The 25193-nt window shown below is 71.9% G+C and carries 17 protein-coding genes; 12 read left to right on the plus strand and 5 right to left on the minus strand.

The features are described 5' to 3' along the window. Positions 1-9 precede the first annotated feature (9 nt). Positions 10-750: an ROK family protein gene (locus tag AB0J72_RS22210; protein ID WP_363401521.1), complete on the minus strand. Its 741-nt coding sequence runs from the start codon at positions 748-750 to the stop codon at positions 10-12. Between the two features lie 298 nt (positions 751-1048). Between AB0J72_RS22210 and AB0J72_RS22215 the strand changes: the two genes are divergently transcribed. Then, on the plus strand, positions 1049-2410 hold the full coding sequence (locus tag AB0J72_RS22215) for a TrpB-like pyridoxal phosphate-dependent enzyme (protein WP_363401523.1): 1362 nt from the start codon (positions 1049-1051) through the stop codon (positions 2408-2410). A 172-nt stretch (positions 2411-2582) separates the two neighbouring features. Here the strand turns inward: AB0J72_RS22215 and AB0J72_RS22220 are convergent, their stop codons facing one another. After that, the gene (locus AB0J72_RS22220) at positions 2583-4865 is read right to left on the minus strand and encodes a glycosyl hydrolase family 18 protein (protein ID WP_363401525.1); all 2283 of its coding nucleotides are present in this window, start codon (positions 4863-4865) and stop codon (positions 2583-2585) included. Positions 4866-4962: 97 nt separating this feature from the next. On the opposite strand from AB0J72_RS22220, the gene AB0J72_RS22225 reads away from it, so the two are divergent. From AB0J72_RS22225 to AB0J72_RS22245, 5 genes are all read left to right on the plus strand, one after another. After that, positions 4963-5601, plus strand: a complete 639-nt coding sequence (locus tag AB0J72_RS22225; protein WP_363401527.1) for a DUF4328 domain-containing protein — start codon at positions 4963-4965, stop codon at positions 5599-5601. Between the two features lie 192 nt (positions 5602-5793). Further along, on the plus strand, positions 5794-9045 hold the full coding sequence (locus AB0J72_RS22230; RefSeq protein ID WP_363401529.1) for a carbohydrate-binding protein: 3252 nt from the start codon (positions 5794-5796) through the stop codon (positions 9043-9045). Beyond that, positions 9042-10628 (plus strand): ThuA domain-containing protein, encoded by a 1587-nt coding sequence (locus AB0J72_RS22235; RefSeq protein ID WP_363401531.1) that lies wholly within the window; start codon positions 9042-9044, stop codon positions 10626-10628. Before AB0J72_RS22230 ends, AB0J72_RS22235 begins: the two co-directional genes overlap by 4 nt. 83 nt (positions 10629-10711) lie before the next feature. Beyond that, on the plus strand, positions 10712-11821 hold the full coding sequence (locus tag AB0J72_RS22240) for a cellulose binding domain-containing protein (RefSeq protein WP_363401533.1): 1110 nt from the start codon (positions 10712-10714) through the stop codon (positions 11819-11821). Positions 11822-11844: 23 nt separating this feature from the next. Continuing rightward, positions 11845-13281 (plus strand): hypothetical protein, encoded by a 1437-nt coding sequence (locus tag AB0J72_RS22245; protein WP_363401535.1) that lies wholly within the window; start codon positions 11845-11847, stop codon positions 13279-13281. Between the two features lie 40 nt (positions 13282-13321). Here the strand turns inward: AB0J72_RS22245 and AB0J72_RS22250 are convergent, their stop codons facing one another. Together AB0J72_RS22250 and AB0J72_RS22255 are read right to left on the minus strand one after the other, a co-directional pair. Next, entirely contained in the window at positions 13322-14221 is a 900-nt protein-coding gene (locus tag AB0J72_RS22250) for an ROK family protein (protein ID WP_363401537.1), read from the minus strand. Then, the gene (locus tag AB0J72_RS22255) at positions 14218-16566 is read right to left on the minus strand and encodes a glycoside hydrolase family 2 protein (RefSeq protein WP_363401683.1); all 2349 of its coding nucleotides are present in this window, start codon (positions 16564-16566) and stop codon (positions 14218-14220) included. The genes AB0J72_RS22250 and AB0J72_RS22255 overlap by 4 nt, the downstream gene beginning before the upstream one ends. 122 nt (positions 16567-16688) lie before the next feature. Between AB0J72_RS22255 and AB0J72_RS22260 the strand changes: the two genes are divergently transcribed. From AB0J72_RS22260 to AB0J72_RS22285, 6 genes are all read left to right on the plus strand, one after another. Next, a complete protein-coding gene (locus AB0J72_RS22260) occupies positions 16689-17702 on the plus strand; it encodes a LacI family DNA-binding transcriptional regulator (protein WP_363401539.1) in 1014 nt (337 codons plus the stop codon). A gap of 111 nt (positions 17703-17813) precedes the next feature. Beyond that, a complete protein-coding gene (locus tag AB0J72_RS22265) occupies positions 17814-19112 on the plus strand; it encodes an extracellular solute-binding protein (RefSeq protein ID WP_363401541.1) in 1299 nt (432 codons plus the stop codon). A 57-nt stretch (positions 19113-19169) separates the two neighbouring features. Continuing rightward, complete coding sequence (locus AB0J72_RS22270) at positions 19170-20030, plus strand: sugar ABC transporter permease (protein WP_363401543.1); 861 nt, start codon at positions 19170-19172, stop codon at positions 20028-20030. Continuing rightward, on the plus strand, positions 20027-20842 hold the full coding sequence (locus AB0J72_RS22275; RefSeq protein ID WP_363401545.1) for a carbohydrate ABC transporter permease: 816 nt from the start codon (positions 20027-20029) through the stop codon (positions 20840-20842). Before AB0J72_RS22270 ends, AB0J72_RS22275 begins: the two co-directional genes overlap by 4 nt. Positions 20843-20864: 22 nt before the next feature. After that, positions 20865-21887: a LacI family DNA-binding transcriptional regulator gene (locus AB0J72_RS22280; RefSeq protein WP_363401547.1), complete on the plus strand. Its 1023-nt coding sequence runs from the start codon at positions 20865-20867 to the stop codon at positions 21885-21887. Positions 21888-22560: 673 nt separating this feature from the next. Next, positions 22561-23559: a LacI family DNA-binding transcriptional regulator gene (locus AB0J72_RS22285; protein WP_354903392.1), complete on the plus strand. Its 999-nt coding sequence runs from the start codon at positions 22561-22563 to the stop codon at positions 23557-23559. 42 nt (positions 23560-23601) lie between these two features. Here AB0J72_RS22285 and AB0J72_RS22290 read toward each other — a convergent pair whose 3' ends face one another. After that, positions 23602-25020 (minus strand): glycosyl hydrolase, encoded by a 1419-nt coding sequence (locus AB0J72_RS22290; protein ID WP_363401550.1) that lies wholly within the window; start codon positions 25018-25020, stop codon positions 23602-23604. Positions 25021-25193: the final 173 nt, after the last annotated feature.

Raw genomic sequence — 25193 nt, forward strand, 5'->3', positions numbered from 1 at the left:
TAACCGGCATTACACGCCGATAAGCGTCCAGGCGCGGGACCCGCCGCGGACCCCCGCCTGGTTGGCGACCAGCCGCACGTCGTCCGGCATCGCCACGACGAGGCGCTCGGCGTTGCCGCCGCCGAGGTACAGCCGGTCCCAGCGGAACACCGGCCGCAGCCCGTCGACGATCCGCAGCACCCGCCGCGACCACCGCCGGTCGCCGAGCCGCCGGCGCTCCAGCTCGCCGAGGAAGTCGTCGTAGGTGCGGCCCCGCGAGTACGGCGCGTGCGACAGCTCCAGGTGCGGCGCCAGCCGCCCCTCGTCGAACAGCGCGCTGCCGAGCCCGGTGCCGAGCGTGAGCACCAGCTCCAGGCCGCGCCCCTCGACGAGCGCCGCGCCGTGCACCTCCGCGTCGTTGAGGACCAGGACCGGCCGGGCGAAGGCGCGCCCGAGCTCGGCCCGCGCGTCGTACCCCTTCCACAGCGCGAACAGCTCCGGGTCGACCGGGGTGTGCGGGCCGGCCTCGTTGACGTAGTGCGGGGTGGCGACGACGACCCCGTGCCGGATCATCCCCGGCAGCCCGACGGTGACCCGGTCCGCCGCCGGCAGGCCCTCCGCGATGCCGAGCAGCACCTCGACGAGCCGGGCGGGCGGCAGCGGGTACGGCGTCGGCACCCGCACCGGCTCGCAGCACAGCGTGTCGGCGTCGTCGACCACGGCGGCCTTGAGCCCACCGCCCCCGCAGTCGATCGTCAGCGTCGTCACCATCCCAGGATTCTGCCTCGGCGCACCCGGGCCGCCGCGATGCGACAGGACACTGCACAGACTCCGCAGAGTTTATGGGGACGACAGTTGACAGGCTACATCGTGTCACCTCTCATGGAAGGTGAGTCCTCCACCCACCCGCAGATCGCCGCCGCCCTCCCCGACCTGCGGCAGATGCCGGTCCGGTTCACCCCCAACGGCTCCCACGTCGTCACGTCGATCGTCTGACGCCGCGCCTGCCCGGGTGACGGCCGGGTGAAAGCGGCACTCGGCGCCGGCGGCGCGGTCTAGCTTCGACGGCATGACCGCCACGAAGATCATGCTGGACGAGGGCGAGATGCCGCGTCGCTGGTACAACCTCATGGCCGACCTGCCGGCGCCGCCCCCGCCGGTGCTGCACCCCGGCACGCTGGAGCCGGTCGGCCCGCAGGACCTGGCGCCACTGTTCCCCATGGCGCTGATCGAGCAGGAGGTCACCCAGGAGCGCTACGTCGACATCCCCGACGACGTGCTGGACGTGTACCGCCTCTGGCGCCCGTCGCCGCTGTTCCGCGCGCACCGCCTGGAGAAGGCCCTCGGCACGCCGGCCCGGATCTACTACAAGTACGAGGGCGTGTCGCCGGCCGGCTCGCACAAGCCGAACACCGCCGTCCCGCAGGCGTACTACAACGCGGCCGCGGGCATCCGCCGGCTCACCACCGAGACCGGCGCCGGCCAGTGGGGCACGGCGCTGGCGTTCGCGGGCGCGCAGTTCGGCCTCGACGTGGAGATCTGGCAGGTGCGCGCGTCGTACGACCAGAAGCCCTACCGCAAGATGATGATCGAGACGTTCGGCGGCACGATCCACCCGTCCCCCTCGGACCGCACCGAGGCGGGCCGCCGCGTCCTCGCCGCCGACCCCGGCTCGCCCGGCTCCCTCGGCATCGCGATCAGCGAGGCCGTCGAGGTCGCCGCCGCCCGCCCCGACACCAACTACGCCCTGGGCAGCGTCCTCAACCACGTGCTCCTGCACCAGACGATCATCGGCGAGGAGGCGCTGCTCCAACTGGCGAAGGTCGGCGCCACACCGGACGTCATCGTCGGGTGTACCGGCGGCGGCTCCAACTTCGCCGGCCTCGCCTTCCCGTTCCTGCGCGAGAAGCTGGCGGGCCGGATGGCGCCCGTCGTCCGCGCCGTCGAACCCGCCGCGTGCCCGTCGCTGACGAAGGGCGTCTACGCGTACGACTTCGGCGACACCGCCGGCATGACGCCGCTGATGAAGATGCACACCCTCGGCCACGACTTCATCCCCGACCCGATCCACGCCGGCGGCCTGCGGTACCACGGCATGGCGCCGCTCATCTCGCACGTCTACGACCTCGGCCTCATCGAAGCGGTCAGCAAGACCCAGCGCGAGTGCTTCGAGGCGGGGGTGCGCTTCGCCCGCGCCGAGGGCATCATCCCCGCCCCGGAGCCGACCCACGCCCTGGCCGCCTGCATCGAGGAGGCGCTGCGCTGCAAGGAGACCGGCGAGGAGAAGGTCATCCTGACCGCCCTGTGCGGCCACGGCCACCTCGACCTGCCCGCCTACGGCCGCTACCTCGCCGGCGACATGGTCGACAAGGAGCTCTCCGACGACGCGGTCGCCGCCGCCGTGGCGCAACTGCCGAAGGTGCCGGCCTGACGGCGCGGGCCTGACCGTGCCGACCTGACGGGTCATGGCCGCTCGAAGCCGCCGAGGCCGCCACGGTACGACTTCCGCGGCGGCCGGGCGTGTTCGCAGGCCCGCGCAGCCCGGCACCGCGGCCCGTGGGAGTGGAACCCACGGGCCGCGGTGGACGGAGGTGCGGGACGGGTCAGAGGCCGGTGTTGAGGGCCGTCATCAGGGTGCCGGACGTGGTGTCGCCGGACATCTCCCAGATCATGCCGCCGAGCAGGTTCTGCTGCTTCACCCAGGCGGTCTTCTGCGCGATGGACCAGGTGTCGTCGAAGGTCCACCACTGCCCGCCGGGGCCGGTGTAGCAGGACGTGGCGATCGACTGCACGTCGTGGTAGACGGTGCAGTTGGGCACCATCGCCAGGAGGTTGGCGTAGCCGCGGGTGCCGGCCTCCTCGGCGAACTGGCCGGGTGCGGCCCCGGTGGCCGTCTGCCACTCACCGTTGGCGGAGCCGGCGGCGACGCCCTGCCAGCCGCGGCCGTAGAAGGCGAAGCCGACGGTCAGCTGGCGCGGGTTGACGCCGGCGGAGGTGTAGGCCGCCACCGCGTTCTGGACGCTGAAGGTGAAGGAGTAGGGGTCCTGGGCGTCGCCGTACAGGTTGCCCTGGTGGCCCGTCCGGTTGGGCTCCCAGGAGTTGTCGCTGCCGGCACCGTGGAAGTCGTAGCCCTGCACGTTGGCGAAGTCCAGGGAGTCGAAGACGCTCGGGGTGCCGTCGGTGCGGCTGATGTCCCAGCCGGCCGCGATCTTCGCCGGGTCGGCGGGGGTGAAGGCGGTCAGCAGGTAGCGCTTGCCGGTGGTGGCGCTCAGCGCGTCCATCTGCCTGCGGAACTCCGCGAGGAGCAGCGTGTTGTTGGCCTTGTCCTGCGCGCCCCAGTGGTTGCCGGCGTGGCCCTCGGCGCCGGGCCACTCCCAGTCCAGGTCGATGCCGTCGAAGATGCCGGCGGCCGAGCCCGCGCCGCCCGCGTTGTTGTAGGTCGGCAGGTTGCCCTTGAGGTACATGTCGATGCAGGAGCGCACCAGCTTCTCCCGCGAGGCCGGGGTGGCGGCCGCATCGGAGAAGTACTTCGAGTAGGTCCAGCCGCCGAGCGAGATGAGCACCTTCAGGTTCGGGTACTTCGCCTTGAGCTTGCGCAGCTGGTTGTAGTTGCCGCGCAGGTTCTCCCAGCCGGTGTCGGCGACGCCGTCGACGGACTGGGCGGCGCTGAACGGGCGGCCGTAGTCGGCGTCCGCGTCGCCCGCGCCGGTGCCCTGGTCGGGGTCCTGCGGGTTGGCGGTGGTGCCGCGGGTGACACCCTGCAGGCAGGTCAGGTTGACCGGGTCGAGGTTGGCGAACGCGTAGTTGAGGTGGGTGAGCTTGGCCGCGGCGCCGGACGTGTCGAGGTTCTTCACGAAGTACTGGCGGCCGTAGATGCCCCACTGCACGAAGTAGCCGACCTTGGCGTAGTTGCCACCGCCGACCGCGTCGTCCGTGGTGACGGTGACGGCCGCACTGGCGGGTGAGGCGTTGTCGTAGGTGTCGCGGGCCTTCACCGTGAACGTGTAGGCCGTCAGCGGCGCCAGCCCGGTCACCGTCGCCGTCGTCCCGGTGGCGGTCGTGACGAGCGTGCCACCGCGGTACACGTCGTAGCCGGCGATGCCGCTGGGGTCGGTGACCGCGTTCCAGGCGAGCGTGACGCTGACCGAGGTCTTGGCCGTGCTGCGCAGGCTGCCGGGCGCCGCCGGCGCGGTGGTGTCGTCCGCGGGGTTGAGCGTGGTCGCGGAGACGGCGGCGCTGTCGGCGGACACGTTGCCGCGGGTGTCCCGCGCCCGCACCGTGAAGCTGTACGCGGTGTTCGGCGTGAGCCCGTTCACCACGGCCGACGGAGCGGTGGAGGAAGCGACCACCGTGGAGCCGCGGTAGACGTCGTAGCCCGCGATCGGGAAGTCGGTCGCCGCGGGGGCGGTCCACGCCAGCGACACGGTCTTCGTCGTGCGGCCGGTGACGGACAGGCCGGCGGGCGCGTTCGGGGCGCGGTCCGGGCTGCCGTCGCACTTGTTGCCGTTGATGCGGCAGTTCAGCGGTTCGGCGTTGGTACCGGTGGCGATGAACCAGAAACTGTAGGGCTCGGTGTTGCGTCCGGCCGCCACGGTCCCGTTGTAGTGCGCGTTCACGACCGTGACGTGGTTGCCGGTCCGCGTGACGGTGCCGTTGTACCCGGTGCCGACGTTCAGCCCGGCCGGCACGTCGAACTCGAGGGTCCACCCGGTGATCGAGGCGCTGGTCGGGTTGCTGACTGTGTACTTGTCGACCCAGTAGGTGCCGTAGTCCGCGGCGGAGAACGCGGCGGTGAGCCCCGCGGGAGCGGCGTGGGCGGTGCCGGGTATCGCTACCGCGGCGGAGACGGTGAGCAGGATGGCTGCGAAGAGCCTGGTGGGGTGCACTCGTGCCTCCTATTAGGAAAGTTTCCTAATAGTCCTCGCGGGACCTGCAGAAAGTCAAGAATATCGATTTGCTTAAAGCATTTAAGGTCTTCGAGGCATGAGCGATATTCGTACCGCGACACCCCATCGCCTGGCCGTCCCCGGCATGCTCGCCATCGGCGGGCTGGCCCTCGCCGGCCTGGCGCACGCGTTCACCATCGCCGAGTCCCTGAAGGGCGCCGACGCGCCCGCCGAGGACGCGGGCCGCGAGGTGGCCTTCGCGTCCAACTTCGGCGTCAGCACGTACGTCTCCGGCGACACCGCCTCCGGGATCCTCGGCGCGGCCAGGCTGCTGGTCCTGGTGCTGGTCATCGTCTGGCTGTACCTCGCCCGGGACAACTTCGACCGGCGCGGCGACCGCAGCGTCGAGTGGAAGAAGGGCTGGACGATCGGCGGCTGGTTCGTCCCGTTCGCCAACCTCGTCATCCCCAACCGGGTCGTCGCGGAGATCCACCGCCGCAGCGCGCCCGACGGGACGTGGCCCTCCGACCGGATCGTCAACGCCTGGTGGGTCGCGCTGCTGATCAGCTTCATCGGCTACACCGAGACCTCGAAGTACGCCAGCGGCGAGGTCATCGTCTACAGCCCGCCGTTCTTCGCCGTCGTCTCCGGCGTCGCCGGGATCGCCGCCGCGGTCCTCCTGGCGCTGATCGTCCGCAAGGTGTCGACGTGGCAGGACAACATTCCGACGAGCTGACGGAAAGTTCTGCCGGCGGACGGGTCGATTTCTTGCATCCATCGGCGCGAGTTAGTAACGTCGGCTCACCAACCATCGCGACGTGTGGATGTGTGGGGCTTCGGCGGCCCGCGCACCTGCCGCCGGCGCGCCCGCCAAGCACCTGCGCCGGCATCGCGTGACCCCCCGACCCTTCGGGAAGGACACCCGCCGATGCACCCCGCGTTCAGAAGAGCCGCGGCGGCGTTGCTGATCAGCAGCGCCGCGGTGGCCCTGCCCAGCCCCGCGCACGCCCACACCTCCATCAACCCGGCCCTGTTCCAGCAGGTCGAGCTCGCCAAGGGGATCAACGAGCTCGGCGAGCCGATGTCGATCGCCGTGCTGCCCGACCGGTCGGTGCTGCACACGGCGCGCAACGGGACGCTGCGGCGTACCGACGCCGCCGGCAACACCTCGGTGATCGGAACGCTGCCCGTCTACACCCACGACGAGGAAGGCCTGCAGGGCGTGGCCGCCGATCCCGGCTTCGCCACCAACCGGCAGATCTACCTGTACTACGCGCCGCCGCTGAACACCCCGGGCGGCGACGCGCCGGCCGCGGGCGCGGACTGGACGCCGTGGAAGGGCGTCAACCGGCTGTCGCGCTTCACGCTCAACACCGACAACACGCTCAACACGGCGAGCGAGCGCACGGTCCTCGAGGTCGGCACCGACCGCGGCATGTGCTGCCACGTCGGCGGCGACATCGACTTCGACGCGGCCGGCAACCTGTACCTGTCGACCGGCGACGACTCCAACCCGTTCGACTCCGCCGGCTACGCGCCCATCGACGAGCGCACCGACCGCAACCCGGCCTACGACGCGCAGCGCTCGGCGGCGAACACCAACGACCTGCGCGGCAAGATCCTGCGGATCAAGGTCAACGCCGACGGCTCGTACGGCATCCCGAGCGGCAACCTGTTCCCGCAGGGCACCGCGAACACCCGGCCCGAGATCTACGCGATGGGGCTGCGCAACCCGTTCCGGATGAGCGTCGACAAGGCCACCGGCGCCGTCTACGTCGGCGACTACGGCCCGGACGCCGGCACCACCGACCCCAACCGCGGCCCGTCGGGGCAGGTCGAGTTCGACCGGATCACGTCGCCCGGCAACTACGGCTGGCCGTACTGCACCGGCACGAACACCAGCACCGAGACCTACAACGAGTGGAACTTCGCCAGCAACAGCACGGGCCCCAAGTACAACTGCGCGGGCGGGCCGACGAACAACTCGTTCCGCAACACGGGCCAGGGCACGCTGCCCGCCGCGAAGCCCGCCTGGATCCGCTACGCCGGTGACGCCGGCAGCCCGCCCGAGTTCGGCAGCGGCTCCGAGTCGCCGATGGCCGGCCCCGTGTACCGCTACGACCCGGCGAACCCGTCGGCCGTCAAGTTCCCCGCCGACCTCGACGGGCACTTCTTCGCCGGCGAGTTCGGCCGCCGCTGGATCAAGGCGATCGACGTCAACGGCGACGGCTCCCCCGGCGCGATCGCGAACTTCCCGTGGTCGGGCATGCAGATCATGGACCAGGCGTTCGGCCCCGACGGCGCGCTGTACGTCCTGGATTACGGCGCCGGCTTCGGCAACGGCGACGCCAACTCGGCGCTGTACCGCATCGAGTACACCGGCGGCGGCAACCGGGCGCCCGTCGCGGTCGCCGCCGCGAACCCGACCTCGGGCCCGGCGCCGCTGACCGTGAACTTCAGCTCGGCCGGCAGCAACGACCCCGAAGGCCAGGCGCTGACCTACAGCTGGGCGTTCGGCGACGGCACCACGTCCACCGCCGCCAACCCGACGAAGACCTACGCGACGGCCGGCACCTACACCGCCACGCTGACCGTCCGCGACCCGCAGGGCGCCACCGGCAGCGCCAGCGTCCGCGTCTCCGCCGGCAACACCGCACCCGTCGTGCGGATCGTGGCGCCCGCCAACGGTTCGCTCGTCTCGTTCGGCGACACCGTGCCGTACCAGATCACCGTCACCGACCCCGAGGACGGCACCGTCGACTGTGGACGGGTGCGGATGACGTACATCCTCGGCCACGACACCCACGGCCACCAGATCACGTCGCAGACCGGCTGCACCGGCTCGATCACCATCCCGCTCGACGGCGAGCACGACGCGGCCGCGAACATCTTCGCCGTCTTCGACGCGGAGTACACCGACAACGGCGGGATCACCACGCACACGCAGCACACGCTGCAGCCGCGGCACCGGCAGGCCGAGCACTTCGCCACCCAGCAGGGCGTGCAGACCTTCGACAAGGCCGGCGCCGAGGGCGGCAAGACCGTCGGGCAGATCGAGAACGGCGACTGGATCGCGTTCAGCCCGTACCTGCTGAACAACGCCACCTCGTTCACCGCGCGCGTCTCCTCCGGTGGCGCCGGCGGCACCCTGTCGCTGCGCGCCGGGTCACCGACCGGCACGCTGCTCGGCTCGACCACCGTCCCGGTGACCGGCAGCTGGGACACGTTCGTCGACGTCACCGGCACCGTCTCCGGCGCGCCCGCCACCGCCGGGCAGCTGTACCTGGTGTTCACCGGCGGCGCCGGCGCGCTGTTCGACCTGGACGCCTTCACCGTCAACACCGGTGGCACGCAGCCGCCGGCCGGGCGGGTCGAGGCGGAGTCGTACACCTCCCAGAACGGCGTGCAGGTCGTCGCCGACGGCACCGCGCACGGCGGCAACCGCGTCGGCTACATCGACAACGGCGACTGGGTCGGCTACGCGGGCGTCAACGTGTCGGGCAAGACGGGCTTCACCGCGCGGGTCGCGTCCGGCGGCACCGGCGGCACCATCCAGATCCGCTCCGGCTCGCAGACCGGCCCGCTGCTGGGCTCCGTCAACGTCGGCAACACCGGCGGCTACGGCACGTTCGTCGACGTCACCACCACGCTGACCGCGGGCAGTGGCGCGCTGTTCCTGGTGTTCGTCGGTACCGGCACCGGCGGCCTCTTCGACGTCGACGACTTCGCCCTCACCGGCGGGTCCACGCCACCGGCGACGAACCTCGCGCTGAACAAGACCGCCACCGCCGATAGCCAATGCGCCGCCACCGAAGGCCCGGCGAAGGCCGTCAACGGCACCGTCAACGGCGGCAACGCCGACAAGTGGTGCTCCCTCGGCACGTCGAAGTGGTGGCGGGTCGACCTGGGCTCGGTCACGAGCGTGGGCCGGGTCGTGCTCCGGCACGCCGGCGCGGGCGGCGAGAACACCGCCTTCAACACCCGCGACTTCGACGTGCAGACCAGCACCGACGGCACCACCTGGACGACCGTGTCCCAGGTGCGTGGCAACACCGGCAACGTCACCACCTCCACGTTCGCCGCCGCCGGCGTGCGGTACGTGCGGGTCAACGTCATCGCACCCACCAGCAACGCCGACACCGCCGCCCGTCTCTACGAAGTCGAGGTCTACGCGTCATGAGAAAGCTCCTCGCGCTCGCCGCGGTCACCGCGACGCTCCTGGCCGCCGCGCCGGCACCCGCCTTCGCCGACACCGCGTTCGACGTCCTCGTGTTCTCCAAGACGGCCGGGTTCCGGCACGACTCCATCCCGGCCGGCATCACCGCCATCCAGCAGCTCGGCGCGGCGAACGGCTTCACCGTCACCGCCACCGAGGACGCGAACGCGTTCACCACGGCGAACCTCGCCCAGTACGAGGCCGTCGTCTTCCTCAGCACCACCGGCGACGTCCTCAACGCCACGCAGCAGACCGCGTTCGAGTCCTACATCCGCGGCGGCGGCGGGTACGCCGGGGTCCACGCCGCCGCCGACACCGAGTACGACTGGCCGTTCTACGGCGACCTCGTCGGTGCCTGGTTCTCCTCCCACCCGGCGATCCAGCAGGCCACGATGAAGATCGAGGACCGCACCCACCCGGCGACCGCGCACCTCGGCGCCACCTGGGTCCGCACCGACGAGCTGTACAACTACCGCACCAACCCCCGCTCGACCGCCCACGTCCTCGCCACCCTCGACGAGACCACGTACTCCGGCGGCACGATGGGCGCCGACCACCCGTTCGCCTGGTGCAAGACGATCCAGAGTGGACGGTCCTTCTACACCGGCGCCGGCCACACCCAGGAGTCCTACTCGGACGCCGCGTTCCGGGCGCACCTGCTCGGCGGCATCCGCTACGCCGGCGGCAAGGCGGCCGCCGACTGCTCGGCCGGCACCACCCAGCCGCCCACCGGCCGGGTCGAGGCGGAGTCCTTCACCTCCCAGAACGGCGTCCAGGTTGTCGGCGACGGCGCCGCGCACGGCGGCAACCGCGTCGGCTACATCGACAACGGCGACTGGGTCGGCTACGCGGGCGTCAACGTGTCGGGCAAGACGGGCTTCACCGCGCGGGTCGCGTCCGGCGGCACCGGCGGCACCATCCAGATCCGCTCCGGCTCGCAGACCGGCCCGCTGCTGGGCTCCGTCAACGTCGGCAACACCGGCGGCTACGGCACGTTCGTCGACGTCACCACCACGCTGACCGCGGGCAGTGGCGCGCTGTTCCTGGTGTTCGTCGGTACCGGCACCGGCGGCCTCTTCGACGTCGACGACTTCGCCCTCACCGGCGGGTCCACGCCACCGGCGACGAACCTCGCGCTGAACAAGACCGCCACCGCCGACAGCCAGTGCGCCGCCACGGAGGGCCCGGCGAAGGCCGTCAACGGCACCGTCAACGGCGGCAACGCCGACAAGTGGTGCTCCCTCGGCGCCTCCAAGTGGTGGCGCGTCGACCTGGGCGCCGCGGTCTCCGTGAGCCGGGTGGTCATCCGGCACGCGGGCGCGGGCGGCGAGAACACCGCCTTCAACACCCGCGACTTCGACCTGCAGACCAGCACCGACGGCACCACCTGGACCACGGTGGCGCAGGTCCGCGGCAACACGGCGAACGTCACCACCACCACGTTCACCCCGACCAGCGCCCGCCACCTGCGGGTCAACGTCATCGCCCCGACGAACAACACCGACGCCGCCGCCCGCCTCTACGAGGTCGAGGCGTACGCCGTGTAGGTTTCACACCCGCCGGTGCCCGGGACCTGCGCGAGCGGTCCCGGGCATTGAGCGGTGTCGAACGAGCCTGCTCTACTGCGCGGATGCGGACCCTTCTCGCGCTTCTCACCGCGGCCGTCGTCGGTGCGGTGCTGTTCCTGACGTTGCCGGCCGGGCCGGCCAGTGCCGCGGCGGTGCGGATCATGCCGCTCGGCGACTCGATCACCGGCAATCCCGGGTGCTGGCGGGCGTTGCTGTGGAACGACCTGCAGAGCGGCGGGAACACGAACATCGACTTCGTGGGGACCCAGCCGCCGCAGGGCTGTGCGGTCCCGTACGACGGGGACGGCGAAGGGCACGGCGGGGCGCTCGTCACCGCCGTCGCCGACCAGAACCAGCTGCCCGCGTGGCTCGCGGCGAGCCGGCCCGACGTGGTGCTCATGCACTTCGGCACCAACGACGTGTGGAGCAACCGGTCCACCGACACGATCCTCGCCGCTTACGGCAAGCTCGTCGACCAGATGCGGGCCAGCAACCCGGCGATGCGGGTCCTCGTCGCCCAGATCATCCCGATGAACCCGTCCAGCTGCGCCGAGTGCGCGCAGCGGGTGGTGGCGCTGAACGCGGCCATCCCCGGCTGGGCCGCGGGCAAGACCACCGCCGCGTCGCCGGTGACCGTGGTGGACCAGTGGACCGGGTTCAGCACGGCCACCGACACCGGCGACGGCGTGCACCCCAACGCCTCCGGCGACCGCAAGATCGCGGACCGCTGGCTGCCGGCGGTCGTCCGGGCCCTGAACGGCACCCTGCCGTCCGGCTCGGCGTCGCCGTCGCGGTCCGTGTCCCCCTCCCCGTCGCGGTCCGTGTCGCCGTCGCCGTCGCGGTCCGTGCTGCCCTCCGACAGCGTGCCGCCGGTGCCGGGGTGCTCGGCCACGTACAAGGTGGTCGGCCAGTGGCAGGGCGGCTTCCAGGGCGAGGTCACCGTCCGCAACGGCGGCACGTCGGGTGTGGCCGGGTGGACGGCGCGGTACACGTACAGCGGCGGCGAACGGATCACGCAGTCCTGGGGCGCCACCGTCACCCAGACCGGCACCGCCGTGACCGCGGACAACGCCGCCTGGAACGGCGCGCTCGCACCGGGCGCCACCGCCACGTTCGGCTTCATCGGCAGCGGTACGCCGGGCATTCCCCCGATCACCTGCGTCTTCCGCTGACCGTCGTGTGACAGGGTGTGCCGGTGAACCGACCGGCGGTCCTGCGAGGGTTGGCCGCCAACCCTGCCCTGGATCCGGTGCTGCTGGCACCCCTGCTCACGGCCGGTGACCTGGCCGTCCTCGACGCGCTCGCCGCGCGCCCCGACCTGACGGCGGCCATGGCGCGGGCCCTCGCCCGGCACCCGGACCTGGACGTGCGGCTGGCGCTCGCCCGCAACCCGGTGGCCGCTCCGCACGTCTGGCGGCTGTTCGCCGAGGACCCGGACGAGGCGGTGCGGGTGGCGCTCGCCCAAGGGCACAGCGCCGACCACCGGCCGGCGGTCGACCTGCCGTTGCCGGGGGACGCGCAGCTCGCGCTCGCCGCCGATGCCGCTGTCCCGGTCCGGCTGGCGCTCGCGCGGCGGCGGGACCTGTCCGAACCGGCCAGGCTGTGGCTCGCCACCGACCCGTCCGCCCAGGTGCGGGAGGCCCTGGCCCGGTCCTGGCCGGCGCCGCCGGAGCCGGTCCTGCGGCAGCTGCTCACCGACCCCGACCCGGCGGTGCGCCGGGCGGCCGTCTCGGACGCGGTGCCCCCGGACCTGGTCGCCGGCCTGCTCGCCGACCCGGCCACCCGGGAGGACGCCGCCCGGCACACGCTCCTGCCGCCCGCCACCGACCCGGCGGCGTGCGGGACGGCGGCCGGCGACGCCGGGCCGGCGCGTGGGGTGGGGGTCGACGTCGCCGGGCTGGTGGGGGACGCCGACCCGGCGGTCCGCGAGGCGGTGGCCGGGAACCCGCGGGTGCCGCTCGCCGCGGTGCTGCCGCTCGCCGACGACCCGGACGAGGACGTCCGCGTCGCGGTCATGCTGCGCTCCGACCTGCCCGACGCCGACCGGTCGCGCATCGCAGCCGGGGTCGAGCCGCAGACCTACCACGTCGCCGGCTGGCTGCTGCCCTCGCACGCGTCGCCGGCGGTCCGTGCGGCGCACGCGCGGTCGCCGTTCGTGTGGTGCCGCCGGGCCGTGGCGTTCTCGTCCGACCTGCCCGCCGAGGCCGTCGCGGTGCTGGCCGCCGACGAGGACCACAGCGTCCGGCTGCTGCTCGCCGAGCACCACCCAGACGTCCCCGGCCACATCCTGCCCGACCTCGTCTGCAGCACCGGCCACGCCCGCTGGGCCCTGGCCCGCCACCCCGCCATGCCGGCCGGCGCCCTGGCGGCCATGGCCCTGGGCGACGACGCCGACCTGCGCCGGGTCGCGGCGACCGCCCCGAACCTGCCGCCGGCCGTCGCCGAGGCCCTCGCCGGCCACGCCGACGACACCACCCGGGCGTACGTGGCGGCCAACCCCGCCCTGCCCGTCCCGGCGGTCATCGCCCTGCTCGACGACCCCGACCCCCGGGTCGCCGAGGCCGCCGCCCGCAACCCCCGCCTGCCGGCCGCCACCGCCGGGCGCCTCCTCGCCGCGGGCGCTCCCCGATGATCCGGAAGACGTCGTCGCTCTGGCGGCAACCATGGTGGGGTCAGGCGGGGACGGCGAGGGTGCCGAGGGCGAGGGCGGCGGCGCCGTAGAGGCCGCCGTCGCGGCCGAGGGTGCTGGCCTCGACGCGGAGGCGGCGCAGGAACGCCATGCCGTCCCGGTCGGCGAGGGCGCGGCGGATCGGGGTGAGCAGGACGTCGCCCGCCGCGGCCACGCCGCCGCCGATGACGACCCGGTCGATGTCGCACAGGGCGGCGGTGGTCAGCAGGGCCGTCGCCAGGGCGCCCGCCGCCCGGTCGAACGCGGCGACCGCCACCGGCACGCCCCGCCGCGCGTCCCCGGCGAGCGCCCGCGCGTCGGCGGCGGGACCTGGCTCCCAGCCGTTGGTGAGGGCCCAGCGGACCATGGCGGGGCCGCTGGCGATGGTCTCGACGCAGCCGGTGGCGCCGCAGGGGCAGGGGGCGCCGTGCGGGTCGACGGTGATGTGGCCGATGTGGCCGGCGTTGCCGGTCGTGCCGAGCCACGGGCGGCCGTCGATGACGAGGCCGCCGCCGATGCCGGTCGACACCACGATGCCCAGCAGTGAGCCGGTGGCGGGGGTGCGCCACCACTCGCCGAGGGCGACGCACTGGGCGTCGCCGGCCATGGTGACCGGGACGTCCGGGAGCCAGCTGGACAGGGTGCCGGTGAGCGGGAAGTCGCGCCAGGCAGGGATGTTGACGGGGCTGACGGTGCCGCGGACCCGGTCGAGGGGGCCGGCGGTGCCGACGCCCACCGCCGCCACCCCGCCGCCCGCCAGGGCCGTGACCAGGTGGCGCAGGACCGACGTGGGGTCCCGGCCGGCGAGCGGCACCTCGAGGCGGTCCTGGATGACGCCGCCGGCGGTGACCACGGCCGCCGCGAACTTCGTGCCGCCGACGTCGACGGCGAGCACGGCGGTCACGGCCGGGCCTCGTTGACGCAGCGCAGCACCGGGTGGCTGAGCAGGTCGGCCGCGCGCAACGACGCGGCGGTGGTGACGGTGAAGGTCGCGGACTCCCCCGGCAGCAGCGTGACGAGCATGTCGTCGACCACCGCGGCAGGGCCGAGCCGGTCGGGGAACAGCGCCAGCTCCCGCAGGACCGTGGTCGCCGTGACCGTCACCTCGTACCCGCCCGGCACCGCGGCGACCGTGCCGGTGAATGCCGCGACCGGATAGTCCACCGCGGGGTCCTCCTCGAAGAACCGGATCGCCCGGGCCGGGCCCGCGGACGCCACGACCAGCTCCCGCCGCGGGTCACCCGCCGCGGCCAGCGCCGGCGGCAGCGGCACCTCGAGGACTTCCCGCGGCGGCACCGTCACCGGCACGTTCGACGAGGCGAGCACGGCGCCGGACAGCGAGCGCCGGGACAGCTCCAGCGTGCCCGTCCACGGTGCCGCGTCGTCGTTGACGAGCGCCAGCGCGGAGCCCTGGAACGTGAGCAGGCGCGGGGCGTAGGCGCGGCGCAGCTCGTACCAGAGCGGCTTGCGCCGGCCGGCGCCGTCGACGGCCGCCCAGGAGGTGACCGGCCAGCAGTCGTTGAGCTGCCAGATGACCGTGCCCATGCAGTACGGCATGAGCGAGCGAAACCGTTGGACCCCGAACGACACCGCGCGGGCCTGGTTGAGCTGCGTCAGGTAGTGCCAGTCTTCAAAGGTGGCCGGCGCGGGCAGGTGCGCGCCCAGGCCGCGCAGCAGCTTCTCGTTGCCGCCCGCGGCCTTCTGGTGGTGGAGCACCCCCGGCGAGTCCGGGGTGAGCGGGTCGTCCGAGACGGCGGCCCGCAGCGTCGCGTACACAGGCGGCCCCTGGAACCCGAACTCCGCCACGAACCGTGGGGTGTAGTCCGCATACCGCGTGTAGTCGTCGCTGCCCCAGACGGTCCAGATGTGCACGGTGCCGGTGCTCGGGTCCTTCACGTCGCGGTCGGGCGCGCCGGAGTAGGGGCTGCCCGGCCAGTACGGACGGCCCGGGTCCAGCGCGGCGACCACGCCCGGCAGCACCGAGTGGTAGAGCGACGCGCCCCAGGTCAGCTCGCCCAGCGAGGACTGCCAGCCCCAGTGCTGGTAGCCCTCGATGTTCTCGTTGTTGCCGCACCACAGCACGAGGCTCGGGTGCGGCATGAGGCGCTCGACGTTGTCGCGGGCCTCGGCCTCCACCTCGGCGGCGAGGTCGTCGGGGTAGGCGGCGCACGCGAACGGGAAGTCCTGCCAGACGAGCAGGCCGAGCCGGTCGGCGAGGTCGTAGAAGGCGTCGGACTCGTAGACCCCGCCGCCCCACACCCGCAGCAGGTTGGCGCCCGCCCCGACCGCCTGCCCGAACCTCGTTTCGAGCGTCGCGGCGTCGGTACGGGCGGGGAAGCAGTCGTCAGGGATCCAGTTGAACCCGCGGACGAAGACGGGGGTGCCGTTGACGACGATCCGGAAGGCGTCCGGGTCGATGGTGACGGTGCGCAGCCCGATCATCCGGGACCAGGTGTCGTCGGCGGCGGTGACGGTCAGCTCGTAGCGGTGCGGCTCGCCGTAGCCGAGCGGCCACCACAGCCGCGGGTCGGCGACGTCGAGCGACAGGGTGGCCGTGGTCGCGCCCTCGGGGACCTTGACCTCGACGCCGGTGCCGTCGATGGTCGCGGTGACGGCGACGGCCTCCGCCGTGCGGCCGCGCTCGATCTCGACCGTGACGTCGACGCCGTCGGCGCGGACCTGGGGGCGGACGGCGGCGAGCCGCGCGCCGGACCACGAGTGCAGGCCGACGGGCCGCCAGATGCCGGACGTGACGAGGGTCGGCCCCCAGTCCCACCCGAAGTTGCAGGCCATCTTGCGGATGAACTGGTACGGCTCGTCGTACGGCCCGGGGCGGGCGCCGAGCCGCGCCTCCTCCGCCTCGGCGTACGCGTACGGGGCGGTGAACGTGACCCGCAGGACGTTGCCGCCCTCGTGCAGGTGGGCCGTGGCGTCGAACCGGTAGCGGCGGTGCATGTTGGCGGTCCGGCCGAGGACGGTGCCGTTGAGCTCGACCTCGGCGACCGTGTCGAGGCCGTCGAAGACCAGGTCGGCGCGGTCGTGGCCGTCCGGCGCCCACTGGAAGGTGGTGGTGTAGGTCCAGTCCGTCCGGCCGATCCAGCCGAGCCGGTTCTCGTTGTCGTCGATGTACGGGTCGTCGATCAGTCCGGCCCGCAGCAGGTCGGTGTGCACGCAGCCGGGCACGGTGGCGGGGACGCCGGCATGGTCGGGCCCGGACAGCGTCCAGTTGTCGTGCAGCGCGCGGTACATGCTCAACCTCGTCGCGTTAGTGAACCGAGTAAGTGGAGATTGACGGTAACGGCGGTCCTCGCGACCTGTCAACGAGGGGCCGCGAGCGGCTAGCATCGGTGAACCGAGAAAGGCGGCCGCAGGTGAAACGACCGACCATCGCCGACATCGCCCGGGAGGCGGGCGTGTCCAAGGGGGCCGTCTCGTACGCGCTGAACGGCCGGCCGGGCGTGTCCGCGGCCACCCGGGAGCGCATCCTGGCCGTCGCCGAGCGCCTGCAGTTCCACGCCGACAGCAACGCCCGGGCCCTGGCCGGCGCGAAGACCCGGGTCGTCGGCCTGACGCTGCGCCGGCCGCCGAGCACCCTCGGGGTCGAGCCGTTCTTCATGGAGCTGATCAGCGGCCTGGAGCTGGAGCTGTCCCGGCAGTCCTACGCGCTGCTGCTGCAGATGGCGCCGGGGCGCGACGAGGAGCTCGCGTTCTACCGGCGGTGGTTCAGCGAGGGGCGCGTCGACGGCGTGCTGGTCTGCGACGTCAACGTCGGCGACCCGCGGGTGAGCACCCTGCAGGAGCTCGGCCTGCCCGCGGTCGTGGTCGGCCCGCCCGGCGTCAGCGGGTCGCTGACCAGCGTCTGGAGCGACGACGAGCAGTCCATGGTGGAGGCGGTGGAGTACCTGGCGGCGCTCGGACACCGCCGGATCGCCCGGGTCGGGGGCATCCCGCAGCTGGCGCACACCGCGATCCGCACGGCCGCGTTCGCCGGCGTGTGCGCCCGGCTCGGGATCGCCGACGCGGTGACCGTCCCGGCGGACTACACCGGCGAGGCGGCCGCGCGGGCGACCCGCAAGCTGCTCGACGGGGCGCGTCCGCCGACCGCACTGCTCTACGACAACGACGTGATGGCCGTCGCGGGCCTGACCGCGGCCCGCGAGCTGGGCGTCTCCGTGCCGGCCGAGCTGTCGATCGTGGCCTGGGACGACTCGCCGATCTGCCGGCTGCTGCACCCGCCGCTGACGGCGCTGACCCGCGACATCGGCGCGTACGGCGAGCTGGCCGCCCGCACCCTCCTCGCGGCGATCGCCGGCGAGCCCGTGACCAGCGCACACGGCGCCCCGGCGCACCTGACCCCGCGCGGCAGCACCGCCCCGCCCCGCTGACGCCGCTCAGGTCACGGATCGGTTAAGGGCTCTTCCCATTCGCCTGACAACGGTGTCATCCTGCGTTCGCTCGAACTAAAACGCTTTAGACACCCCTCGAATGGAGCGCCCATGTTCCGCCGAACACTTGCGGTCGCGCTTGCCCTCTCCCTCGCGGCGTGCGGCAGCGGATCCGACCCGAAGCAGTCCGCCGACGCCGTCTCCCCGACCGACCCCGCCGCCGTCTCCGGCGAGATCACCGTGCTGACCAACCGCACCGACCTCGTCACCGACGGCACCATGCAGAAGTACGCCGACCAGTTCAAGCAGCTGTACCCCAAGGTCACCGTCAAGTTCGAGGGCGTCACCGACTACGAGGGCGAAGTCAAGATCCGGATGAACACCGAGAACTACGGTGACGTCCTGCTGATCCCCAACACCGTCGTCACCGACGACTACCCGAAGTACTTCGCGCCCCTCGGCTCCGCCGCCGACCTCGGCGCGAAGTACAGCTTCACCGACAAGGCCAAGGTCGGCGACAAGGTCTACGGCGTCGCCGGCTTCGCGTACGTCAACGGCTTCGTCTACAACAAGGACGTCTGGACCCAGGCCGGCGTCACGACGTGGCCGACCACGCCCGCCGAGTTCATCACCGCGCTGCAGGCCATCAAGTCGAAGACCGCGGCCACCCCGTACTACACCAACTACCACGACGGGTGGCCGCTGAGCTCCTGGTCGCAGGTCGTCGGCTCGGTCAGCTGCGACCCGAAGGCCAACGACAACCTGGTCAAGGGCGACCCGTGGGCCGCCGGCGCCGACCTCGCCACCGGCGACACGCTGCTGTTCGACATCGTGAAGAACAAGCTCTCCGAGGCCGACCCGACCACCACCAACTGGGAGGACTCGAAGGGGCAGATCGCCACCGGCAAGATCGCGACGATGTGGCTCGGCTCGTGGGCGATCGCGCAGATGCAGGACGCGGCGAAGAAGGCCGGCAAGGACCCCTCGGTCATCGGCTACATGCCGTTCCCGAAGCAGGTGGACGGCAAGTTCTGCTCCGTCGTCGCGCCCGACTACCAGTACGCGATCAACAGCCACTCGAAGAACAAGGCGGCCGCCCGGGCCTGGTTCGACTGGTTCATCGACAAGTCCGACAGCGCCACCGTCAACCAGGCGATCTCCGCCGTCAAGGGCGCCCCGCTGCCGCCGGCGATGCAGCCGTTCACCGCCGCCGGCGTCAAGTTCATCGAGCTGTCGCAGGCCGAGTCCGCGAAGCTCACCAAGGTCGACAACGCCTCCGAGGTCGGCATCAGCAAGCCCGACTACCGGCAGAAGCTGGTCGACACCGCCCGCGGCGCCGCATCCGGTGACCTGCGCGGGGTCCTCGCCGACCTGTCGAAGCGGTGGACCGAGGCCGCCAAGACCCTCTGACGTCTGTCGTGGCGTCGCTTTCGGGCGGCGCCACCCTTCTGCTGTGTTCGGAGCGCCGTGAGAACCCGACTCCTCCCCTGGCTCTACCTGTTGCCCGCCCTCGCGCTGCTGGTCGTCTTCACGTACATCCCCGTCGGCAGCATGATCACCTACAGCTTCACCGACTGGGACGGCCTCGACCCCGACCCCGCGTTCGTCGGCGTGGACAACTACGTGCAGCTCTTCACCCGCCCGGAGCTGTTCAGCGTCTTCGTCGTCAGCGTGTACTACCTGCTCGCCGCCTTCGTGCAGACCGCGGTCGCGATGTACTTCGCGTTCATCCTGAGCTTCAAGCTGCGGCTGCGGAACCTGTTCAAGGGGATCCTGTTCTTCCCGTACCTCATCAACGGCGTCGCGGTCTCGTTCGTGTTCCTGTACTTCTTCCGCCCCGGCGGGACCCTCGACGCGGTGCTCGCGCTGTTCGGCGTGCACCACGAGCTGCTCTGGCTCGGCGACCCCGACCTGGTCAACGTGTCGCTGAGCGGGGTGTCCGTGTGGCGCTTCCTGGGGCTGAACTTCGTGCTCTTCCTCGGCGCGATCCAGGCGATCCCGCCGGAGCTGCACGAGGCCGCCGAGCTCGACGGCGCCAACCGCTGGCACGTGTTCCGGCACATCGTCGCGCCCGGCATCAAGCCGATCCTCAGCCTCAGCGTGATCCTGGCCGTGTCCGGGTCGCTGTCGGTGTTCGAGATCCCGTTCGTGATGACCGGCGGCGCGGGCGACAGCAAGACCTTCGTCATCCAGACCGTGAAGCTCGCCTTCCAGTTCAACAAGTTCGGGCTCGCCTCGGCGGCCGCGGTCGTGCTGCTCCTGATCGTGCTGCTGGTCACGTGGGTGCAGCGGCGGCTGGTACCAGAGGAGAGGACCGACCTGACATGACCAAGGCCTTGAAGTATCTCTCGCTCGTCGTCGCCTCCGTCGTCGTGCTGCTGCCGCTCGTGTCGGTGTTCCTCACCTCGCTGAAGACGCCGGAGGAGATGGTGGGCGGCGGCGACCCCCTCGCCCTGCCGCACGACTGGACGAACCTCTCCAACTACGCCACCGCGTTCACCAACGGGCGGATGCTGACCGCCTTCGCCAACACCGCGCTCATCCTGGTCGTCTCCGTCGTCGGCACCGTGTTCGTCGGTACCCTCGCCGCCTACGCCATCGACCGCTTCACCTTCCGCTTCAAGAAGGTCGTCGTCGGCGCCTTCCTCGTCGCGACCCTCGTGCCCGGTGTCACCACCCAGGTGACCACCTTCCAGGTCGTGGACGCGCTGGGCGCCTTCGACAGCCGGTGGGCGCCGATCCTGCTGTACCTGGGGACCGACATCGTCGCGATCTACATCTTCGTCCAGTTCATGCGCGGCATCCCCGTCTCGCTGGACGAGGCGGCGCGCCTCGACGGCGCCTCCACCTTCCGCATCTACCGCAGCGTCATCCTGCCGCTGCTGCGCCCCGCGATCGCCACCGTCGTCATCATCAAGGGCATCTTCGTCTACAACGACTTCTACATCCCGTTCCTCTACATGCCGTCGGAGGGGCTCGGGACGATCTCCACGTCGCTGTTCCGCTTCAAGGGCCCGTTCGGGGCGCACTGGGAGACCATCTCCGCCGGCGCGATCCTGGTCATCGTGCCGACGCTGCTGCTGTTCCTGTTCCTGCAGCGGTTCATCTACAACGGCTTCACCTCCGGAGCCACGAAATGACGGGTTGTTGGAGAATGGGTTGGTGACGCGACGGCCGACCATCAACGACATCGCCGAGGCCGCCGGGGTCTCGATCGGGGCCGTATCGTTCGCGCTCAACGACCGGCCCGGCGTGTCCGCCCGCACCCGCGAGCGGATCCTCGCCATCGCCGCCGAGATGGGCTGGCAGCCCAGCGCCGCCGCCCGCGGCCTGTCGGTGTCCCGCGCCGAGGCGATCGGCCTGGTCGTCGCCCGCGACGCGGCCACCCTCGGCGTCGAGCCGTTCTACATGAAGTTCATCGCCGGCCTGGAGACCGAGCTGTCGGCGACCGGCACCGCGCTCGTCCTGCAGGTCGTCGCCGACCACGACCGGGCGATCGAGGCCCTGCGCGGCCTGTGGGCGGCCCGCCGCATCGACGCCACCATCCTCACCGACCTGTGGGCCGACGACACCCGGATCGCCGCGCTGTCGTCGATGGGGCTGCCCGCCGTCCTCGTCGGCCACCCGCGCCCCGGCTCCTCGATCCCCGCCGTCTGGAGCGACGACGCCGCCGCGCTCACCGAGGCGCTCGCGTACCTCGCCGCCATCGGCCACCGGCGGATCGCCCGCGTGGCCGGGCTCGCGGCCCTCGAACACACCCGCATCCGCACCCTGGCCTTCCGCGCCGCCGCCGCCCGGCACCACCTGGAAAGCGCCGAGGTCATCGACACCGACTACACCTGGGAGGCCGGCGCCTGGGCCACCGAGCAGCTGCTCACCTCGGCCCGCCCACCGACCGCCATCACCTACGACAACGACATCATGGCGACCGCCGGCCTGCACGTCGCCCGCAAACTGGGCCTCGACGTCCCCGCCAACCTGTCCATCATCGCGGGCGACGACTCGCAGCTGTGCGAGATGGCGTACCCGGCGCTGAGCGCCCTGGCCCGCGACGTGCTCGCCTACGGCGCCAACGCCGCCCGCACCCTGCTCGCCCACCTCGACGGCGCCCCCGCCACCGACTTCCAGGACACCACCCCCCGCCTCCTCCTCCGCGACAGCTGCTCGCCTGTTGCTCCGCAATAGCGCTGTCACCCGCCGGTGGCCTTCGGCCATGGGCTCGCCGCCCCACCGCTGGCGCGGCGGGTCCCGCCGGGGATTCTCACCCGGACCCCAATGCTCGCTTCGCTCGCACAGCCAGCGCTCCGCGCGGCCGGATTGCGCGTGCGCGCCGCACCCGGTGGCCGGCCGCCGCGCCCACCCCGTGATCCGGAAGACCTTGTGCACCCCTGACTACACAACCTCTTCCGGATCACGAGAAACCGGGCCCGCCCAGTACCCGCGGTGACCGGCCGCCGCGGCCCCACCATGATCCGGAAGACTTTGTGTCGCTCTAGGATCACAAACTCTTCCGGATCATGAGAAGCGACCCCGGTATCAACCAGCCCAGCAAGCGAGGGCTGCCGCTGCCCCATGGTCCCGTGCGATTTCAGTAGTCAGAGCGACCACAATCGTTCGGGATCACGGATCCGCTGCAACGCGGCACGTCCGTCCTCGTGATCCGGAAGACCTTGTGCAGCCCTGGGTGCACAAGGTTTACCGGATCATGGAAAGCAGGGCCCACGCGGCGTTTGTGGGGGTTGGGCGCGGCCGGCTTTCTCGTGATCCGGAAGGGTTATTGTCGCGCTGGCGACCAGGAGTCTTCCGGATCATGAGGGTGGGAGCGGCTAGGATGCTGCGGATGGGGCGGCGGCCGACGATGAGTGACATCGCTCAGCGTGTCGGGGTGTCGAGGGTCGCGGTCTCGTATGCGCTGAACGGGCGGCCCGGGGTGTCCGAGGACCTGCGCAGGCAGATCCAGGACGTGGCGGCGGAGCTCGGGTTCGCGGTGCACCGGCCGGCGGTGGCGATGCACGGGGCGTCGTCCGACGCGGTGGGGCTGACGCTGCGGCGTACGTCGGCGGCGTTCAGCATCGAGGTGTTCCGGCGGCAGCTGATCAGCGGCATCCAGGTGGAGCTGTCGGCGCGCGGGTTCGGGCTGGCCCTGCAGTTCGTGGCGAACGCCGAGGAGGAGATCGCCGTCCACCGCAGGTGGCACGCCGAGCGGCGGGTCGACGGGGTGGTGCTGTGTGACCTGCAGCGCGACGACCCGCGGGTGCCGGCCGTGCTCGCGCTCGACCTGCCGGCGGTGGTGGTCGGCGGCACCGGGGAGATCCCGGGGCTGGCCAACCTGTGGACCGACGAAGCGGCGTCGGCCGGGAAGGTCGTCGGGTACCTCGCGTCGCTCGGGCACCGGCGGGTCACGCGGGTCAGCGGGCCGCCGGACATGTTGCACACGCAGGCGCGTACCGACGCGATCGCGGCGACGACGAGGGGCACCGCCATGACGGTGACGGTGGTCGCCGCGGACTACACGGGCGACGCCGCCGCGCAGGCGACCCGGCGGATCCTCAGCGGCAAGCAGCGGCCGACCGCGATCGTCTACGACAGCGACGTGATGGCCCTCGCCGGGCTCGGCGTCGCGGCGGAGATGGGCGTCCGCGTGCCGCACGAGGTGTCGATGCTCGCGTGGGAGGACTCGCCGCTGTGCGAGGTGGTCCACCCGGCGCTGACCGTGCTGCGCCGCAACATCGCCGACTACGGTGCCCGCGCGGCCAGGCTCCTGCTGGAGTGCGTCGACGGGCGGCCGCCGCGCAGCGTCCGGTACACCAACCCCACCCTTGCCGTCCGGGACAGCACCGCCCCCGCAGCCGCCTGAGCAAAAGGCCCAAGCGACCGCGGGGACGGGTACACCGGAAACTCACGCAGGCAGGGTCCAGCGCTGGTTGGTCTGGCCGTTGCAGGTCCAGATCTGGATCTGGGTGCCGTCGGCGCTGGACTGTCCCGTCGCGTCCAGGCACCGGCCGGTCGCCGGGTTGACCAGGGTCTGCCCCACCCGGCTCCACCGCTGGTGGTCGTTGCCGACGCAGTCCCAGAGCTGGACCTTCGTGCCGTCCGCGTTGACGCCGCCGGCGACGTCGAGGCACTTGCCGAGGGCCCGGATCGTGCCGTCGGTCCCGACGGTCCACTGCTGCGCGCTGGTGCCGTTGCAGCTGTACAGCTGGACCTTGGTGCCGTTGGCGGTGCCGGCCGCGGCCACGTCGAGGCACTTGCCGGCGAGGCCGGTGATCTGGCCGGTCCCCGAGCCGCCCCCGCCGCCGGAGCCGGGCACGGTGAACTCGCCCCGGACCAGGACCCGGCTGTTGAAGTACGTGTTCTGCACGGCCGCGTTGTTGTTGTACGCCGGGTCCGTGAGGTACTCCGCCCACACCATGAAGTACGTCCACCGCGGCTGCGCCTGCAGCAGCGCGACGCTCGGCACCTGGCCGACCTCGGCGAGGGCGATCGGCTTGCCGCCGGCGACGTTCAGCATCGCCTGGTAGTCCGAGGTGCTCGGCGCGTACTTCACCCACATGTCGAGCGTCGCCAGGTCCACATAGGACGGGCCGGGCCAGTAGTCGGCGATCGAGCCCATGTTGACGTCCTTGACGTTCCACACCCACACGAGGTTGGTGAGGCCCTGGCCGGCGTAGTGGTCGTGCACGATCTGGAAGAGCTTGCGGCTGCCGTTCGCGCCCGGCCGGCCGCCCCACCACGACCAGCCCTCGTTCATCTCGTGGACCGGGCGGAAGAGCACCGGCACGCCGGCGTTCTGCAGCTGCCGCAGGTAGGGCACGGCCTCGTTGAGGCGGTTCTTGAAGGCGGTGTTCAGCGACGTACCGTCGGTGACCAGCTGGCTCCACTGGGCGTCGCTCAGGTGGCTGAGCACGCCGGCGCTGTCCCAGCCGCAGGTCGAGCCCACGGTCGGCGGGCACATGTGCCAGGTCAGCGCGACGAGCGAGCCGCCCTGCCACTGCCGGATCGCCTCGCTGACCATCGTCTGGCGGGACGACACGTCGGCGGACTGGAACAGGAAGTCGCCGCCCCACAGGCCCGGCGTCTGGCCGGTGAGCTGCTGGGCGACCCTGGTCCACTTGGTCGGGTCGGCGTTGGGTTCACGGTTGTGCTGGCCGGTGACGGTGTACTGCCCGCTGATCCCGCTCAGATAGCTGATCAGCGCGCTGCGCGACGACGCGGGGAACGCTTCGGCGGACTGGGGCCGCGGCTGGGCGGCGACGGCGACGACGGCGGTCACTGCGGTCGCCAGGGCGGTGACGACCACGATCCAGGCTCTTCGCACGGGGGCTCCTTGAAGAAGGTTTACTGAACCGAGTAAGTGCAGGAAACGTACGTCGACCCCTCGAACGCTGTCAATAGAGGTGAACAAATGAAAGTGACGTCGGACGCCGGAGCCACCTGCCGCTCCGGCCGGGGGCCTATGGTTGGACCCGATGGGCACCGATGGTCGGCTGG

The organism is Dactylosporangium sp. NPDC049742 (assembly GCF_040674675.1).
GTDB lineage: Bacteria > Actinomycetota > Actinomycetes > Mycobacteriales > Micromonosporaceae > Dactylosporangium > Dactylosporangium maewongense.